This is a genomic window from Citrobacter sp. VF227, from assembly GCF_052950715.1.
Genome location: NZ_JBRFVF010000002.1, coordinates 942,415 through 960,510, shown reverse-complemented (window position 1 = coordinate 960,510; position 18,096 = coordinate 942,415). Strand labels below are relative to the sequence as shown.

Annotated in this window: 16 protein-coding genes and 1 pseudogene; 5 read left to right on the top strand and 12 right to left on the bottom strand. The window is 52.0% G+C overall.

Features of this window, described 5'->3' with window-relative positions; all coding sequences use genetic code 11:
• The first annotated feature begins 41 nt into the window (after positions 1–41).
• The 3 genes and pseudogenes from lsrR to ACU8YC_RS12000 all read left to right on the top strand — a co-directional run bounded on the left by lsrR (position 42) and on the right by ACU8YC_RS12000 (position 3,061).
• Positions 42–998, top strand: coding sequence for a transcriptional regulator LsrR (lsrR, locus tag ACU8YC_RS12010; protein WP_151218769.1), 957 nt, complete (start codon positions 42–44; stop codon positions 996–998).
• Between the two features lie 108 nt (positions 999–1,106).
• A pseudogene (gene lsrK, locus ACU8YC_RS12005) lies at positions 1,107–2,698 on the top strand (autoinducer-2 kinase).
• Between the two features lie 12 nt (positions 2,699–2,710).
• Positions 2,711–3,061 (top strand): cupin domain-containing protein, encoded by a 351-nt coding sequence (locus ACU8YC_RS12000; RefSeq protein ID WP_151218525.1) that lies wholly within the window; start codon positions 2,711–2,713, stop codon positions 3,059–3,061.
• A gap of 342 nt (positions 3,062–3,403) precedes the next feature.
• On the opposite strand, the gene ACU8YC_RS11995 is transcribed toward ACU8YC_RS12000, so the two are convergent.
• Positions 3,404–3,853, bottom strand: a complete 450-nt coding sequence (locus ACU8YC_RS11995; RefSeq protein ID WP_151224201.1) for a GNAT family N-acetyltransferase — start codon at positions 3,851–3,853, stop codon at positions 3,404–3,406.
• Between the two features lie 124 nt (positions 3,854–3,977).
• On the opposite strand from ACU8YC_RS11995, the gene pdxR reads away from it, so the two are divergent.
• Both pdxR and ACU8YC_RS11985 read left to right on the top strand, forming a co-directional pair.
• A complete protein-coding gene (gene pdxR, locus ACU8YC_RS11990) occupies positions 3,978–5,447 on the top strand; it encodes a MocR-like pyridoxine biosynthesis transcription factor PdxR (RefSeq protein ID WP_446895368.1) in 1,470 nt (489 codons plus the stop codon).
• 129 nt (positions 5,448–5,576) lie between these two features.
• Positions 5,577–6,290: a GNAT family N-acetyltransferase gene (locus ACU8YC_RS11985; RefSeq protein WP_446895367.1), complete on the top strand. Its 714-nt coding sequence runs from the start codon at positions 5,577–5,579 to the stop codon at positions 6,288–6,290.
• Between the two features lie 17 nt (positions 6,291–6,307).
• Here the strand turns inward: ACU8YC_RS11985 and ACU8YC_RS11980 are convergent, their stop codons facing one another.
• From ACU8YC_RS11980 to hyaA, 11 genes are all read right to left on the bottom strand, one after another.
• A complete protein-coding gene (locus ACU8YC_RS11980) occupies positions 6,308–8,650 on the bottom strand; it encodes an autotransporter domain-containing protein (RefSeq protein ID WP_446895366.1) in 2,343 nt (780 codons plus the stop codon).
• Between the two features lie 216 nt (positions 8,651–8,866).
• A complete protein-coding gene (locus ACU8YC_RS11975; protein WP_151218530.1) occupies positions 8,867–9,367 on the bottom strand; it encodes a hypothetical protein in 501 nt (166 codons plus the stop codon).
• A gap of 221 nt (positions 9,368–9,588) precedes the next feature.
• Positions 9,589–9,678 carry a cytochrome bd-II oxidase subunit CbdX gene (gene cbdX / locus ACU8YC_RS11970; protein WP_151218531.1) on the bottom strand — a complete coding sequence of 30 codons (90 nt, stop codon included), beginning with the start codon at positions 9,676–9,678 and terminating at the stop codon, positions 9,589–9,591.
• A gap of 13 nt (positions 9,679–9,691) precedes the next feature.
• Positions 9,692–10,828 carry a cytochrome d ubiquinol oxidase subunit II gene (gene appB / locus ACU8YC_RS11965; RefSeq protein ID WP_151224807.1) on the bottom strand — a complete coding sequence of 379 codons (1,137 nt, stop codon included), beginning with the start codon at positions 10,826–10,828 and terminating at the stop codon, positions 9,692–9,694.
• An 11-nt stretch (positions 10,829–10,839) separates the two neighbouring features.
• Positions 10,840–12,384: a cytochrome bd-II oxidase subunit 1 gene (appC, locus tag ACU8YC_RS11960; RefSeq protein ID WP_151218532.1), complete on the bottom strand. Its 1,545-nt coding sequence runs from the start codon at positions 12,382–12,384 to the stop codon at positions 10,840–10,842.
• Between the two features lie 88 nt (positions 12,385–12,472).
• On the bottom strand, positions 12,473–13,330 hold the full coding sequence (locus ACU8YC_RS11955) for a hydrogenase expression/formation protein (protein WP_446895365.1): 858 nt from the start codon (positions 13,328–13,330) through the stop codon (positions 12,473–12,475).
• Positions 13,327–13,731, bottom strand: coding sequence for a hydrogenase-1 operon protein HyaE (hyaE, locus tag ACU8YC_RS11950; protein ID WP_446895364.1), 405 nt, complete (start codon positions 13,729–13,731; stop codon positions 13,327–13,329). Before hyaE ends, ACU8YC_RS11955 begins: the two co-directional genes overlap by 4 nt.
• A gap of 5 nt (positions 13,732–13,736) precedes the next feature.
• Positions 13,737–14,318, bottom strand: coding sequence for a hydrogenase 1 maturation protease (gene hyaD / locus ACU8YC_RS11945; RefSeq protein WP_151218535.1), 582 nt, complete (start codon positions 14,316–14,318; stop codon positions 13,737–13,739).
• Positions 14,315–15,049 carry a Ni/Fe-hydrogenase b-type cytochrome subunit gene (gene hyaC, locus ACU8YC_RS11940; RefSeq protein WP_151218536.1) on the bottom strand — a complete coding sequence of 245 codons (735 nt, stop codon included), beginning with the start codon at positions 15,047–15,049 and terminating at the stop codon, positions 14,315–14,317. The genes hyaD and hyaC overlap by 4 nt, the downstream gene beginning before the upstream one ends.
• A gap of 18 nt (positions 15,050–15,067) precedes the next feature.
• Positions 15,068–16,861 carry a Ni/Fe-hydrogenase large subunit gene (gene hyaB / locus ACU8YC_RS11935; protein ID WP_286540318.1) on the bottom strand — a complete coding sequence of 598 codons (1,794 nt, stop codon included), beginning with the start codon at positions 16,859–16,861 and terminating at the stop codon, positions 15,068–15,070.
• Complete coding sequence (gene hyaA / locus ACU8YC_RS11930; protein ID WP_151218537.1) at positions 16,858–17,985, bottom strand: hydrogenase 1 small subunit; 1,128 nt, start codon at positions 17,983–17,985, stop codon at positions 16,858–16,860. The genes hyaB and hyaA overlap by 4 nt, the downstream gene beginning before the upstream one ends.
• Positions 17,986–18,096: the final 111 nt, after the last annotated feature.

The following is an 18,096-nucleotide window of genomic DNA, read 5'->3' as shown; positions in this document are numbered from 1 at the left end:
TGCGTTCAGAAATTCGATATGTTCAAAGTGAAGACAGAATGATGACTATTAACGACCCGATGATTTCCGGGCAAGGGATGTGTGAAGAAGAGCTGGTGGCACGCATTGCGTGGTTCTATTACCACGACGGTATGACGCAGAGCGACATCAGCAACAGGCTGGGGCTGACGCGGCTTAAAGTGTCGCGCCTGCTGGAGAAGGGGCATCAGTCCGGGATTATTCGTGTACAGATTAATTCTCGCTTTGAAGGCTGTCTGGAATATGAAACTGAATTACGTCGTCGCTTTGAGCTGAACAATGTACGGGTCATCCCGGGACTTCCCGGAGCAGATGCCTGCGTTCGACTGGGGATTGGCGCCGCGCATATGCTGATGGAGTCACTCCAGCCACAGCAGATTCTGGCGGCCGGTTTCGGCGAAGCGACCATGAACACGTTAAAGCGACTGAGCGGATTTATCTCTGCTCAACAAATTCGCCTGGTGACGCTCTCGGGTGGCGTGGGGCCTTACATGACTGGGATTGGACAACTCAACGCGGCCTGTCCGGTCAGTATTATTCCGGCTCCGCTTCGCGCCTCCTCAGCAGAGATTGCCCGGACGTTAAAAAATGAAAACAGCGTCCAGGATGTCCTGCTGGCTGCCCAGGCTGCCGACGCGGCCATTGTCGGTATCGGCGCAATCAACCAGAAAGATGAGGCCACCATTATTCGCTCAGGCTATATCACTCAGGGTGAACAGCTGATGATTGGCCGCAAAGGCGCTGTGGGCGACATTCTGGGCTACTTCTTTGATGGCGAAGGGCAGGTGATTCCGGATATGAAGATCCACGATGAACTTATCGGGTTAACCCTCAATACCCTGAAGACGATCCCGACGGTGATCGGTGTTGCCGGGGGCGTGAATAAAGCGGAAGCGATCGCTGCGGCGATGAAAGGGGGTTATATCAACGCATTGGTCACTGACCAGGAAACTGCCGCCGCCATTGTCAGCGGGCAGTAATGCGTATCTGCCGTGCAGTCGCGCGGCAGGGAAGTAACAGAATTTCCGTTTGTACTGTGGAGAAAGCATTGACGACCTGACAAATATAATAAGCCGAGGACAAAAACGATGGCCCGACTCTGTACCCTCTCTGAATCAGCACATTACCTGATGGCACTGGACGCCGGAACCGGAAGCGTTCGCGCCGTGATTTTCGACCTGGAAGGTAAACAAATCGCGGTGGGGCAAGCGGAATGGCGGCATCTCGCCGTACCGGATGTGCCCGGCTCGATGGAGTTTGATCTGGGGAAAAACTGGCAACTGGCCTGTGAGTGTATTCGTCAGGCGCTGCATAACGCCAGGATTGCGCCAGAAGCGATTGCTGCCGTTTCAGCCTGTTCGATGCGTGAAGGCATTGTGGTCTATGATGCAGAGGGGACGCCTGTCTGGGCCTGCGCAAACGTGGATGCCAGAGCGGCACGGGAAGTCAGCGAACTTAAGGAGATCCACGATTACACCTTCGAAAGTGAGGTCTATCGCAGCACGGGACAGACGCTGGCGCTGAGCGCCATCCCACGCCTGCTCTGGTTGGCGCATCATCGTTCGGATATCTATCGTCGCGCCTCAACGGTCACGATGATCAGCGACTGGATGGCCTACATGCTCAGCGGTGAGCTGGCGGTGGATCCTTCCAATGCCGGAACAACGGGCCTGTTGGACCTCAAAACGCGAGACTGGAAACCGTCATTGTTGCAGATGGCAGGATTGCGGTCGGATATTCTCTCACCGGTTAAAGAGACAGGAACGCTCCTGGGAAGGGTGACGGCCCAGGCCGCTGCACAGTGCGGGTTGAAAGCAGGTACGCCAGTGGTAGTAGGCGGCGGAGATGTTCAGTTGGGCTGCCTTGGCCTTGGGGTCGTACGTCCGGCGCAAACCGCCGTGCTGGGCGGCACATTCTGGCAGCAGGTGGTGAATTTACCCGCTCCGATTGTTGATCCGGAGATGAATGTGCGCATTAATCCGCACGTCATTCCGGGAATGGTGCAAACCGAATCCATCAGCTTTTTTACTGGCCTGACTATGCGCTGGTTTCGTGACGCTTTCTGTGCAGAAGAAAAGCTGATCGCTGAGCGTCTGGGGGTAGATACCTACACCCTTCTGGAGGAGATGGCTTCCCGGGTACCGGCAGGTGCATGGGGAGTGATGCCAATTTTCTCTGACCGGATGCGTTTCAAGAGCTGGTATCACGCCGCTCCTTCGTTTATCAACCTGTCCATCGATCCGGAAAAATGCAATAAAGCTACGCTGTTTCGTGCGCTGGAAGAGAATGCGGCCATTGTATCGACCTGTAATTTGCAGCAAATCGCCGATTTTACCGGCATCCATCCTACTTCACTGGTATTTGCTGGGGGGGCTCGAAGGGCAAACTCTGGAGCCAGATTCTGGCGGATGTATCAGGGCTGACGGTTAATGTGCCGGTCGTCAAAGAGGCAACGGCGCTCGGCTGCGCCATTGCTGCCGGTGTCGGGGCAGGGATCTGGTCATCTATGGCCGAGACCGGTGAACGACTGGTACGCTGGGAGCGGGAACATGTGCCGGATAAAGAGAAGCACGAGCTTTATCGGGAATCACGTGAGAAATGGCAGGCGGTATATCAGGAGCAGTTAGGTCTGGTCGATCACGGGTTGACGACCTCTTTGTGGAAAGCGCCGGGTTTATAACAGGAGATCGCAATGATTAAATCGAACGAAGCGCAGCATGAGTACCGTTTTGGCGATAGCGGCCCGAAATATCTCATTCGCGGTCCGGTATGTGACATGGGCGTCGTCATGCTCCAGCCCGGTCAGTCTTTTCCCAACCATCGTCACATCGAAGCCTGCGAGATTTTTTATACCCTGGCAGGTGAAGTGACGTTATATCTGAACGGTGAGCCCTACACGTTAGGCTCGGGGGATGTTTTGCACTGCGATCCCGGTGAAGCACATTTTCTGGTGAACAGAGGTGAGGTTCCGTGGAAAGGCGTCTTTGTTAAATCTCCGCATATTCCGGGAGACAGTCATCCGGTTGAGCCGACGACGTATTAGCCTCTGGTATTTTAAGTAAAACGACTCCATTAGATGAAGGCTGGGGCGGGTGATGTTACTCGCCTTGCTCCATTTATCGAATGTAGACATGGTCGAATCCTACCAACTTGCCGGGCCTCTGGCATATTGCTACCGCGCTATTGTCTATACCTAATCGCGACCGCGGGGCTTTTCTTGCCGCCGTAATAATACAAAGTAAATTTAAAGAAAGTCTGAATTATGAAAATCAGCCTCTTCTCCAGCTTGATTTTCACCAATACATCCTCTGAGTATATCTACTCAGAGGCTAATCTTTGATTTTAAGTACTGAATAATTAAAGTTTGCTCAGAGTATCATTTCCCTCACATACGATATTCGATCATCCCGCTCTTTTTAGCAACCCAGTCATACAAGCGTTGTCCACGCAGATTGGTTTCATGTGTATGCCAATATAATCTTGACGCGTGGTGTTTTTGAGCCTCTTGTTGAACATACTCGATAAGCTGTTTACCGATGTGTTGTCCGCGTACATCTTCGCTAACAAATAAATCTTCAAGATAGCAATAATTTGAATCTGTCCAGGTTGAACGGTGAAAGAGATAATGCACCAGACCTACTATTTTTCCATCATATTTAGCGACAGCACAATAAACAGGCTCGCACGGCGTAAGGAAACGCTCCCATGTTAATTTTGTTACTTCCTCGGAAATTTTAGTGCGATAAAATGTTTGGTAGTTTAGCCATAAAGGAAGCCAGTTGGTGTAGTCTTGTTGTTCTGCGGTTACTATAGTAATAGTCTTTTTGTCGTTCATATATTTATCCTGATATTATAAGAATAATGTGCCCGGATGATTATCCTGGATTTTTTATAACTTCTTGTAAAGTGACACTTTTCATCAATTGATAGGATCCACTTTTAGCATAAAGGTTAATAAAATGAAGAAAAACAATGCACCTTTATTTCAAGGATTTGTTTTAGGCGACGGCATCGTGAAGGAACAGATCTATCACACACTCCGTGATCACATTCTTACAGGCCGATTACCCGCAGGAACAAAAATGCCTTCAACCCGGGCGTTGTCCGAGATGATGTCAATTTCACGCAACTCGGTGATTGCCGGTTATGACCGGTTATTAGATGAAGGGTATATCCTGACCCGAAAAGGGTCTGGTACGTATGTAGCGCACAATATTCCGGATCTAAGTATCAGCAATAGTTATCCGAAGATAGAGTTAGGGGAAGTCGTCGCGCCAGATGAACAAGTAAACAACCGAAATGACCCGGTTCTGGATTTATGGTCGAATGAGTATGAAGGGCGCGGCATGAACCGTCTGTTTGCGGTTGGCGTTGGGTGCACGGATCTCTTCCCACATGCGTTATGGGGAAAACTACTGCAGCGGGTCTGGAGACAATCCAGGTATCAACTGGGCGCTCACACTCATCCTTGCGGCTATCTTCCTCTGAGAAAAGCGGTTTGCCGTTATATCAAAACAACGCGTGGAGTGAACTGTAACGAAGATCAGATCATTATCGTAAATGGCATCCAACAGGCATTGAACATTACTGCGCGAGCGCTACTTTCAACGGGAAGTGATGTTTGGCTGGACAACCCTGGTTACAAAGGTGCGCGAGGGGTTTTTATGTCAGTTGGCGCTATGGTGAGGCCAGTCCAGGTAGATAGCGAAGGAATGAACGTCCGCTATGGCATTGAGAATTTTCCAAACGCTAATCTCGCCTATGTTGTTCCGTCGGATCAATATCCATTAAGCGGAACGTTGAGTTTAACCCGGCGTTTTGAATTGCTGGAATGGGCGAAGTCAAACCAGGCATGGATATTTGAAGATGATTATAATAGCGAATTCCGGTATGCCGATCGTTCTTTACAAGCATTACAGGGATTAGATCAGAATCAACGGGTAATCTATGCTGGAACATTTTCTAAAATGATGTATCCAGAATTCCGTTTAGGTTTTTTAGTTGTCCCTCCTGGTTTAAAAGAACAGATTATGGTGACGAAATATTTTACCGATCTCGGCACCAGTTATCTTGAGCAGGCAGTGATGACGAGTTTTATTGAGGATGGGCATTATGCCAGTCATGTGCGTCGAATCCGCAAGGCGTGCTATGAAAGAAGAACGACGCTGGTCAATGCCATTCAGGATTATCTCGCTGATAAAATGATCGTTCAGCCTTCTGACTCCGGCGTTCATATTGTGTGTTGGCTACAAAATGGCTTAACCGGAAATGAAGTTGAAGAGAAAGCCAGATTACTTGGCATGGGAATACTCTCCCTAAGCCGTTATTACCACGGGGATGTCTTACGACAGGGGATTTTAATTGGCTTTGCCAATCATCCGTCAGAGGAAATTGTTGATGGGATACGTCGCCTTGCTCAGGTTATTTAAATTGTAACTTATTCAATTTTTATCATTAATACAGTGGATCCGTAAAAAATACGCATTGTGGTTCTTTTGGCCTGGTCAGTTTGATCATACTCTGCGCGGGTTTAATCCTGTTTTGTAAGAGGTACGGATATGTCAGACATCTTTAATCAATTCCATCAACCCATTGGTATGTCTTTGTCTGACTGGCGTGGAGCCCCTTTTCCCGAGGCTCAACAAATTACAGGTCGCTATTGCCAGCTTGAACGTATTAACGCCGCTCGCCATGCAAAGGGTCTTTACGAAGCGTACTGCGAAGCGAGTGATTTTCGCGACTGGACTTACTTGCCGGTAGGACCCTTTGAGACCTTTGATGCCTTCTTCGTTTATTTAAAAAAGATTGAAGAACAAACAGATCCCATGCATTTTGCCGTGATCGATTTAGCCAGTATGAAACCTTTGGGTACGGTTGCGCTTATGCGTATTGATCCCTCCAATGGTGTGATTGAGGTTGGGCACATTTCTTACTCCCCTCTGATGAAACGCACGCGAGCGTCAACGGAAGTCATGTCATTGGTTTTAAAGTACGTTTTTGAGGACCTGGGCTATCGTCGTTTTGAATGGAAATGTGATGCTTTAAATGCGCCTTCCCGTGAAGCGGCAGAGCGCTTTGGCTTCAGTTTTGAAGGCATATTTCGTCAGGCTATCGTTACCCGTGGACGTAATCGTGATACTGCATGGTACTCAATCATTGACGGGGAGTACCCGACGCTCAGACCCGCCTACGATATGTGGCTCGATGAGGGGAATTTCGATAACCAGGGACGGCAGATTAAGCGTCTTGCAGAGCTGATGAAAAGGGCATAATTAAATTACATTTCCAGCTACCATCCTAGTGAGAAATTAAAACCGACCTGCGTGCTGCCTTTATTGCTGCTATTTTTCTGATACCCCGCCTGTAACGTGTAGGCGGCATTCGCGGTCACGTTACCCGTCAGGCCTATCGCCATGAATGGTCTTAATCTATGATTTTCATGAGGTTTGTTGCTGAATCCCCCGGCATATTCAATATCCCCTTGAAAGCCATTAGAACGGCTGGAGAGATTGGTGCTGACGCCGAATTGCGAATTGAGCCTGAGCGTTTTGGCGAGCTGATACTGAGTTTTGAGCCCGGTCTGTAATTCTGTTGTGGCTATTTCAAGTCGCTCAAAATGTGCAGGGAAGGCTATATCTCTGTTCTCCTGATAGCCATCGCGGGTTAAGGATGAATACCGAAGCCCGGTAAATGGGCTGAAAAAAAACGGTTCCGAGACGACAAAGGTATAACTTGCCTCGGCCGATGCAGTATAACCCTTAATGGTCGAGTGACCTTTTCCTGCCTCGGTGTTAGCTCGTGTATTACGTTGGATAGTAACGTTATCCCGGATCCCTGCCATTGAGAGAGCGACAGTCAATCCTGCGGGTTGTGTTCCCCGGTGGTATTGCAGATATCCGGCGATACCAGGGTGTAGGTTGTTACGAAAACGATAATTATCGTTGATCCTGCCTCCGAGCGGAAAACTCAATGCGATCCCCGATACCAGTGAACCATCCGCGAGAAGTGACATACTGGCATTGAAGCCCGCACTATCCCGGCGATTGCCTTGCATCGCGTCGGCCTGGAAAAAAGACTTCAGGCAGTAACGGTTGCCAGGGGTACTATAGCAACGTTGGTCCGACAGTGATGTTAATGCCTGCTGGTATAAATCCAATACCTGGTAGCTTCTCTTTGCTGTGTCGGCCATTGCCTGGCGGCTATTGATAACATCAATGATAGTGATCTCCGGTTTTTCCTGAGGGATGTCCTGTGGCGGCGTCACGGGCGGATTAACCGCTGGCGGTGTCACGGGCGGATTAACCGCTGGCGGTGTCACGGGCGGATTAACCGCTGGCGGCGTCACGGGCGGATTAACCGGAGGTGGTGTCACGGGCGGATTAACCGGCGGTGGTGTCACGGGCGGATTAACCGGTGGTGGTGCCACGGGGGGATTTACCGGAGGAACAGGCGCGGGGTATTTTATTCTCCAGAGAGTGGCGTGAGTTTCTCCTGCATCAGTGTCAGCACTGCCTGCAATAAGGGTTCCATCGTGATTAACAACCCGCGCCACAGAACTGCCGCTGTTGTCCCGGCGTAAAGTCCCGAGTCCCGTCATCTTCGCGTTTCCCTGACGGTACAGGTATGCCTGGGAATCGCCTGAATCGGTATGCGCGCTACCGACAACAACCTGACCATCAGCAGAAATGGCATAAGCGTAGGAAGGACCGTTATTATCTGTTTGCAGCGATCCAAGATTGGTCATGCGCCGATCGCCTGCATTATACAAAAATGCTTGTATCCCGCCACTGTCGCTGGCGGCGTTCCCGACAATGACGTTACCATCGGCCGAAGTGGCCAGGGCCAGCGAAGAACCGCTATTATCAGCGCGCAGCGACCCTAATCCTGTCATCTGTAATTCATCGATAGAATAGCGGAATGCCTGGCTGACACCTCTGTCGGTTTGTGCGGAGCCGACGATGATTTTTCCATCGGCAGAAATGGCTGTCGCCTGTGAACTGCCCTTATTGTCACTGCGTAGCGTCCCTATCCCTGTCAGGTGAGTACTTCCATCACGATAGAAAAAGGCCTGACTGCTACCGTAGTCGGTATCTGAATTTCCAGTAAGAATGCTGCCATCATCTGAAATCGCGGTGGCCGAAGAATAACCCTGATTTTTAGCGCGAAGTGTGCCCAGATCGCTCAGGCTGCCACTGCTCACCAGATAACGAAAAGCGTGAGAATAACGAGCGTCGACATCAGCCTCTCCAACAACCACCTGACCGTCACCCGATAAGGCATGAGCGCTGGAATAACCGATATTATTCGCCCTGAAAGTACCGATTGGCGTCAGATGCGTATCGCCAATGCGGAAAACAAAGGCCTGGCTTCTGCTGGTATTGGTATCCGCCCAACCTGCAATAACGCTCCCGTCATTGGAAATGGAGGTTGCTTCTGAATACCCTTGGTTATCACTTTGCAACGTACCTAAATCATGCGCAATAAGATTATCCAGATTGATAATAAACGCCTGGCTGTTTTGCTTGATGGTGACCGTTCCCACCGCATGAGAACCATTTTCGGCAATGGCGGTAATTTTGGAGGTGGCGTTATCGGGAAAATTGCCAGCAATATCTTGGGGATCAATAGTCAAAGGCTGCGCTGACGCGCCTGAGTTGATTAACAGCCAGGAATATAACAATGTTTTTACTTTCATAACTAACTATATACCGTGAAAATTTTTGTCTGTGTTATATGAATTCGGAGGGGAGTTGATGAGATTTATCAACTAAATAATGATTGTGGTATTAATGGCTAAATAAAATTATCTTATTTTGTGATAATTGAGATAACAATTGGATATCCATTACTAAAAGTGCAGTTGTACGCTGAAAATAACAATCCCAGGTAATATCACCCCTCCTTCAACACTGGCAGATTTATTAATGTTATATTGCAAAGCATGATAGATGTAAGGTGCAAATCCTATGCCGGTAACATCCTTAATGTTTTTATAGACTCCTTCATCGCCACAATGGCTAAAGGTGTTGAGGAAAAACTCCCCGGCATAGGCATATCCACCTTTAAAGATCCAGCGTCCCTCGGTAATCCAGTCTTTGCGTACGCCTAGCAGTAAACATCTGTCAGCAAAACTATTTTTCAGTGAGCCGATGGCCAAACTATAGTCAGAATCCGGGCTAAGCCTTCTCTCAAAAGCAACATACTGATTCTGAAAATATTGGGTATAGCTTTTGGCTGGATTATAGGCATGATAAACGAATGCGGTCGGATTGATCGCATACAACGTTTTCTCGCTACACATCGCAAATGTTGAATAAGAAAGGATTAACACTGCTACTAAATACTTCATGGACAACCTTGTTCATTAGCTGGAAATTATACTGGATGGTGAGTCACCAGATTAGCGATCCTGATTTATAAATCAGGTTGTGTAAACTGGCAGGAGTATAATTAAATCTTAGGTGTAGCATAAACCTGCATGGTTTTAGGAAAATAATATTTAAATACGGTATGGCTTGCAGCAATCAAAAATAAACCGGAGACAGTCCATCGCTCCCTCCGGTTTCAGGATTATTTCAGCCGTGGCTCAAGCCAGACCAGCGCCAGTGTGGAGAGCGCGCACATCAGCAGAATGCCGACAAACCAAAATAGATACCACATCGTACACTCCTCCCTAATAAAGTTCGTGGTTGTCGCGGCGGATCGTTTCTACATTTATGCGCCCCAGCATCTTGTAATAACTCCACACGGTATAAAGCAGAACGATCGGTAAAAAAATCAGCACAATAATCAGCATGATGCTGAGCGTCATCTGGCTGGAGGTACTGTCCCACACCGTCAGGCTGGAGAGCGGATACGCGCTTGAAGGCATCACAAATGGAAACAGGGTAATGCCGGCGGTGAAGATCACGCAGGCCTGAGTCAACGAAGCAAACAAAAATCCCCACACGGCCCGATGCTGGTCGCAGGTATAGAGTGTCAGCATCGGGAAAATCATGCCCAATAGCGGGATCAACAGCAGTGAAGGTGAGTTTTCAAAGTGCCCCATCCACGCGCCCGGTGCGATCGTTACGACTTTTAATAGCGGGTTAGAAGGACCATTAGGATCCTGGTTAAGCAGCACAAAGCCGTCAATCCCCGTCCACAGCCAGTATCCGGCTAGCAGGAAACAGAGCACTACCAGCATCGCGCTGCGGCGGGTGGCAGATAACGCACGCTGGCGAAGTATGCCGTCGGTTTTCAACTGTAACCACACGCCTCCCTGCAGAATAACCAGCATCAGGCTTAATGCGCCGCACAGCAGGGCAAAAGGAGAAAGTAGCTGCCAGAAGGTACCCAGATAGTGCACATGAAGCTGTGGCGTGAAGAGAAAAGGTACCCCTAAAAACAGATTACCGAACGCCACGCCGAAGATAACCGGCGGCACCAGACTGCCGATCACCAACCCTGTGTCCCACATGGCGCGCCAGCGTGCATTGGCTATTTTTCCACGGTAATCAAAGGCCAGCGGGCGAAAAAAGAGCGCGCACAACACCAGAATCATCGCCACATAAAACCCCGAAAATGCGGCGGCATAGACCCGCGGCCAGGCTGCGAATAATGCGCCGCCCGCCAGAATGAGCCACACCTGATTACCTTCCCAGTGCGCCCCGACGCTATTGATTAGTACCCGACGTTCCTCGTCGTTGCGCGCGATCAGCGGCAACAGGCAACCAACCCCCATATCAAACCCGTCGGTGACCATAAATGCCACCAGGATGATGCCAATCAGCAGCCACCAGATGAGCCGCAACGTTTCATAATCCAACATGATTATCTCCTTTATCCCTGTTGTTGCGCCGGTTGCTGACGTTGCATCGTATCCGGGCCCAGACGCGCGTATTTCTGCATCAGGTAGACCTCTGCAATTAAGAACAAAGTGTAAAGCGTCAGGATTAGCCCCATGGAGAAGGCCAACTGGCCTGCGGTCAGCGCGGAGTGGGCGTACCAGGTTGGCAAAATATCCTGAATCGCCCACGGCTGACGGCCAAACTCCGTCATAAACCAGCCAGCTTCAATGGCAATCCACGGTAGCGGCAAGCTCCACAGCGTCATGCGCAGCACCCAGCGATGCTGGTCGATGCGCCTGCGTAAGGTTTGTATTAGCGCAATCGCCATTACCAGCAACAGCAGCGAACCGCATGCAATCATGATGCGAAAGCTCCAGAATACCGGCGCAACTTGCGGGATTGCGCCGCGTTGCGCTGCCTGATATTGCTCAGGAGTGACATGGTTCATATCAGGCGCGTAGTTTGCCAGCAGAATGCCGTAACCCAGATCTTTTTCCACGTCGTAAAACGCCTTGAGCACCTGTGGCGTACGGTTACCTTTGGCGATTTCCTGCATCAGCAGCCACGCTTCCCGACCTCGTTGCAGGCGGGGGAGAGCATCCGCCATCAGGTTTTTCAGCCCGGGAACAGGCGTGTCTAAAGAGTGCGTCGCCAGGATGCCCAGCAGAGCCGGTATCTTCACGGCAAAGGCGTTACGTTCTTGTTCTTGCTGCGGCCAGGCGATCAGATGAAAGGGGGCTGGTGCTGGCTCGGTCTGCCATTCACCTTCCATTGCTGCCAGTTTTACCGGCTGGCGTTGTGCCACCTCATAGGCTGAGCTGTCACCCAGTTGCAGGGTGCCGAGAATCGCCAACGTGCCAAAGACGGAGCCCACTGCGAAGGAGCGTTGGGCGAACTCGCGATTGCGACCTCGCAGTAGATACCAGGCGCTGATGGACATCACAAACATAGCGCCTGTGACATAACCGGACATCACGGTATGTACAAATTTCACCTGGCTGATGGGGTTAAAGACCAGCTCGCTAAAGCTGCTCATCTCCATACGCAAGGTATCAATATTAAAGTGAGCGCCGGTGGGATATTGCATCCAGCCGTTGGCGTTGAGGATCCACAGGGCCGAGATATTAGAACCAAACGCGACCAGCCAGGTGACCATCAGGTGTTGGTATTTGGTTAAGCGTTGCCAGCCGAAGAAGAACAGACCAACGAACGTCGATTCGAGGAAGAAGGCCAGCAGGGCTTCCATTGCCAGAGGCGCGCCGAAAATATCACCCACGTAGTTGGAATACAGCGACCAGTTAGTACCGAACTGAAACTCCATGGTCAGGCCGGTCGCCACGCCGAGCGCAAAGTTAATCCCAAATAACTTACCCCAGAAACGTGTCATGTCGCGGTAGACTTTTTTGCCGGTCACCACATAAATGGTTTCCATGATGGCCAGCATAAAAATCAGCCCCAACGTCAGGGGAACAAACAGAAAATGGTATAGCGCGGTCAGCGCAAACTGCCAACGCGATAAGTCAATGACGTCCCACATGCGAACTCCATCAGGCATTAGAGAGAGAATAGGTAAGGAAGAAAACGTCAGACCCGCTGCAAAAAATACGCGGGTCCGAAGAGAATGTTCAGGCCGGTGGGCCGGATGCCAGCCAGCTGCAGACTTCATCCAGGCGCTGGAGCGAGTCGCGAAGATCTTCCGGCGCAGCTTGCACCAGCTCTGGTAATGGGCAGATCTCATAACTTTCGAGCAGAAGCCCTTTCAGGGTATCCAGACAGCGCACATGCCAGACATGGCGCAGCGCCGTGGCGTCGATTTGGCTCTCGCCGTAACCGATAGTGCGGATCTGGATGCGTCCTTCGCCACATAATCGAGCAAGAAACAGGCGATCCGCATCGCTAATCGGAAGTTGGGTGAGGTTAATGCTATGGGGTTGCAAGGCCGGATCGCGCACGTGCGCCAGCAGTTCCTGTGCCAGCGTCAGGCCATTCATTAGCCCGTCCACCGGCGGGGGCAACAAGCTGTCGTCCGGCAGTGTATTGAATGTTGCCGCCAGCCACAGCGCCCGCGGCGCGCTACCTGCTTCCAGATGCTCCTCCCACTGTCCCTTGTCATTCTGACTACGTACCCGCCAGATACCGCAGAAAATCGACTCCTGAATTTCGCTCGTTCTGCCGTCAGCATGCTGGATGCGCACTGAAACTTCGCCTTCGCCGAGTAGCGTATTTAAAAACGTGAGATCGTCTGCGTTGAGCGCGGATAATTCCCACCCCAGCACGTCCTGTTTGGCCGGAATACACCTCCTGAGCTGGTGGCGCACATCGGCTAACAATCCCATTACCGCCGGACTGTGCGGGCAGTTTTCCAGGGACGCCATGCTGGGGTCGCTGTTAACCTGGCAGGTAAGGGGCAAAGGATTCATGCTGAAGCTGTCATCATTTGGCTGCGTCCCCGGCCCCAGAAGATGAAAAAAAGTGTCGCTCATCGTACGGACTCCGGCGGCATGTGTGGTTCAACTAACGGGCGCATCAGGTTAAGCAGATCGGCCCACGGGTGGATACCGCTGAGAATGTCGCGCAATTCGCCGTGGATAAACACCAGTGTGGCTGGAAAGCGGAATACGCCAAAACGATCGCCAATCGCCTCACTGTGCTCAAGATCCGTCATGGCGATATGCCAGTCAAACTGGGGAAACTCGCGGAGCAACTCAGCAATCATCACCGGGTTATCGCTGACTTCGGGGGTCCGGCGGGGATCGCTACTGAGCAGCACCACACCGTCGCGAACGTGGGTTACCCAGTCATCCAGTTCGGAGGCGTTTAGCGGCTGCCAGCCTCGCGCTATCATACGTTGCCATAGAGTAGAAAACGGGTTGTCATTCAACATCTTGCTTATCTCTCCAGCGTTACGCGATACTGGCGAATACGCACGCCTTCATAGTTTTCCATCGACAGACATTCATAGTTCAGGCAACGCGTGTCATCGTTGGTCTGTGGCACAATCCCCCACGCAGCCAGTTGCGTAAGTGCGGCCTGCTCCGCCGCCGGAAGCTGAGCGCGGGCGATGTCGGTCAGGCTGCCGCCATAGTCGTCCAGCTGTACCGGTTGAAGTCCTACAAGGGCGATGTGCGGGGGCAAATGACCGCGAATGTCCGCCAGCGCCAGCACTTCGGAGAAACTGTTCTGGTGCAGACTCATTTTTTTGGCGCTGAGGTAACTGGGGACTTTTTCACCGGCGTAGGTTTGCAGGGTACCCGGCATGAGTCCGTAGTCGATGGCGTCCAACAGTAGCAAATGACTGGCCTGCTCAACGTAGCCCAGCAGATTCAGTCCCTGCGTGCCGCCGTCGACGATTTCAACGTATTCCGGCCAGTGATAATGGGCGTACAGGCGCTCGGCGACGCGAATGCCAAATCCTTCGTCTGCCCACAGCAGGTTGCCTAGACCCATCACGATGACGTGTGGTTCACTCATAACGCCTCCTTGTCGTGCTGACGACGGTTAAATTTGTGGCTACGGTAGCCGTTGACCATGGTGGAGATGACGGTATCGTCAGACATGATGTCCTCGCGAATCGCCATGTAGACATGACCAACAATGAAGGCCGCAATGAACCACATTCCCAGCCGATGCCAGCTGTGGATGTCGAGAGAGTTCCCGCCGGTCCAGTAGAAAAACTCCGTCACATAGCGAAAAGGGGTAAAAATGGCGTACTGGCTGTGCTCGCTGTATAAGGCGAAGCCGGTGAGGATCATAAAAACGGAGAGCAGGAAATAGCCGAACATTGCCGCCTGTGCGACGGGGTTATGGCCGATATCATTTCCCGGTTTTTTCTCCAGAAACAGATACCAACGCACCACCGAATACGCGCCCTGCCACCAGCTACGACGCCAGACCGGCACGATAAACAGCTCGCGCGAATAGCGGTTCCCGACGAAGGCCCAGTAAATGCGACCCAGCAGGATCACCGTGAACACCATGGCGGCGGCGAAATGCACCAACCGGATGTCGCCCATATAGAACAGATATGTGGCCTCGCCGCTGACCGACGGCAGTGGTCGGCCAATGAAGTAGCCGGTCACCATCAACACCAACATGCAGCCGACCGTCAGCCAATGCCACAGGCGCACAGGTGCTTCAAACACATAGTGGCTGATAGCGGTATCACGCGCCTCCCCGGCGCGGGGGGATGTCTTTCCAGTCATCGTTCCTTTCCTCAGCGATTAGCGAACCTGGACGGCGATGAGTTCGCTGCCGTCGTCGCCGAGCACGTGTGTTGAACATGCCAGGCAGGGGTCGAAGCTGTGCAAAGTGCGCAGGATCTCCAATGGCTGATCGGGAATCGCCATTTGAGTACCCATCAATGCCGCCTCGTAAGCGCCAATTTGTCCTTTTGGATCGCGTGGGCTGGCATTCCAGGTGGTCGGCACCACGCACTGATAGAGATCGATTTTCCCGTCGCGAATCGATGCCCAGTGACCTAACGCGCCGCGCGGTGCTTCGGTAAAACCGATCCCGCGGCACTGCTGCGGCCAGCTCTCTGGCTCCCATTTTTCGGTGTTTGCGGTTGCCAGATTGCCGTTTTTCAGGTTAGTCATCAGCTTGTCGAAGAAATATTGCAGTTTGCTCACGGCCCACTGGGCTTCGTGTGCGCGACACAGAATACGCCCCAGCGTTGACTGCATACCTGACAGCGGCAGCTTGAGGGCAGACATCATGCGATCGACGGATTCAATCGTGGCGGCATCCCCTTTGTGATAGGCAATCAGCGTGCGCGCCAGTGGGCCAACTTCCATGGCATGTCCGCGCCAGCGCGGAGCTTTAATCCACGAATAGCGTTCCTGTTCGTTGAGCTGCTGAATATCAATATCGCTGCCTTTGACATCACCCGGGTTATACCAGGGTTCAGTGATCCCTTCGAACGGGTGACGGCCTAATTGATCGTCCGGATAACGGTACCAGGCATGATCGACAAACTCCTGAATTTGCTGTTGATCGGCCAGATCCACTGGCAGCACGTTTTTAAAATCACCGTTAATCACCGCACCGCCCGGCATTAGCAGACTCTTTTGGCTGAAGTCGTTAGCGATATCCGGGAACGCGCCATAGCTCAAAACGCACTTATCAGAAAGCCCGGTGCCAATCTGGCTCCAGGACTTATTGAACTGGCCAATAGCCAGTGCGTCCGGAACCATGACGTTGTTGATGAAGTCGGCGGTGCGGGTGATTATCGACTGCACCAGGTTCAGGCGTTCCATATCAACCGCACCTACCGCGCCGCGCTGATCGATATTAATCGCGCACGGCATACCGCCGACAATCCAGTTAGGATGCGGGTTCTTACCGCCGAACACCGTATGGATTTTTATGATCTCGCGCTGAAAATCGAGTGCCTCCAGATAATGGGCAAAACCCATCAGGTTAGCCTCAGGCGACAGTTTGTACTGCGGGTGACCCCAATAACCGTTGCGGAAAATCCCCAACTGACCGCCGTCGACAAATTTCTTCAGGCGATTTTGGACGTCAAAGAAGTAGCCTGGGGAGGACTTTGGCCAGGCGGAAAGGCTTTGGGCAAGTTGTGATGTGGCGCGCGGGTCTGCTTTTAGGGCATTCAGAACGTCAATCCAGTCCATTCCGGCTAACTGGTAAAAGTGTACCAGGTGATCGTGGCACCAGAGTGTGGCCAGCATAATATTGCGAATGATGTTGGCGTTGTCGGGTACCTTGATGCCAATAGCATCTTCAATGGCATACACCGATGCCAGGGCATGTACGCCGGTGCATACTCCGCAAATACGTTCGACAAACGCCCAGGCGTCACGTGGGTCGCGCCCCTGCAGAATGATTTCCAGTCCGCGGAACATGGTGCCGCAGGAAACCGCGTTGGTGATGATGTTCTGCTCATCAATGTTCACTTCACAACGCATGTGTCCTTCAATGCGGGTTATTGGGTCCACAACCAGACGGCGACCCGCATTGTTTAACGTGTATCCCTGGGTTTGATACGAATTGCTCATGCCTGGTTATCCTCTTTGTCCGGCTGCGGTTGTTCGGCTTCAGTTAATTGCTGTTTGTGGCGGTTATGTTGATTGACGGCGCTGGCAACCGCATGGACGCCGACGCTGGCCGCCACCACGCCGAGCGCGGTGAGGCCCACTGTGTCGGCGGTTGAATGGGTGCCCATCTGTGGAATATCGACCACGCGGCTGTAGAACGAACCGCGATCCCAGAAGCCGTTCTCCGAACACCCCAGACAACCGTGACCGGACTGGATGGGGAAAGAAACACCGCCATTCCAGCGGGTAGTGGAGCAGGCGTTATAGGTGGTTGGCCCTTTGCAGCCCATTTTGTACAGGCAATAGCCTTTGCGGGCAGCGTCATCGTCCCAACTTTCAACGAACTCTCCAGCGTCAAAGTGGGCGCGGCGATAACATTTGTCGTGAATACGCTGACCGTAGAACATCAGCGGACGCCCCAGACGGTCGAGTTCAGGCAGTCTGTCAAACGTCACCATGTAGGTGATTATGGCGCTCATGACGTCCGGAATCGGCGGGCAGCCGGGCACTTTCACGATCGGCTTATCGGTAATCACTTTATCGATCGGAGTGGCCTGGGTTGGGTTAGGCCTCGCAGCCTGCACGCAGCCCCAGGAGGCGCAGGTGCCCCAGGCGATGATCGCGCTGGCTCCGGCGGCGGCTCTTTTCAGTTTTTCAATAAACGGTCGCCCGCCGCTAATGCAGAACATCCCTTGTTCTCCCAGAGGAGGATTACCTTCGACTGCCAGAATGTATCGGCCGTGGTAGCGGCTTAGAATGTCTTCAAAAACCTCTTCGGCCTGTGTTCCGGCGGCTGCCATCAGGGTGTCGTCGTAATCAAGGGAAATCAGAGAGAGGATGACGTCTTTGGCGAGTGGGTGAGAGGAGCGGATAAATGATTCGGTACAGCAGGTGCATTCCAGACCGTGGATCCAGACGACCGGGATCCGGGGTTTGTTTTCCAGCGCCCAGGCGATTCTGGGCGTCATTCCGGCTCCCAACCCTAGCGATGTTGCCGCGAGACTACAATATTTAAGAAAACTGCGTCTGCTCACGCCCTTGCGGCGCATCGCCTGATAAAAGGTCTCCTCGTTATTCGTATTCATAACACGCGTTTCTTCCCCCGTTGAGTTCTGGCGTACGCCGCCAGCGATAATCTAAAAAAGCCTATCCGATTAGCGGGGAGAAACAATGCAAAACATGTGGTTATGTCCTAT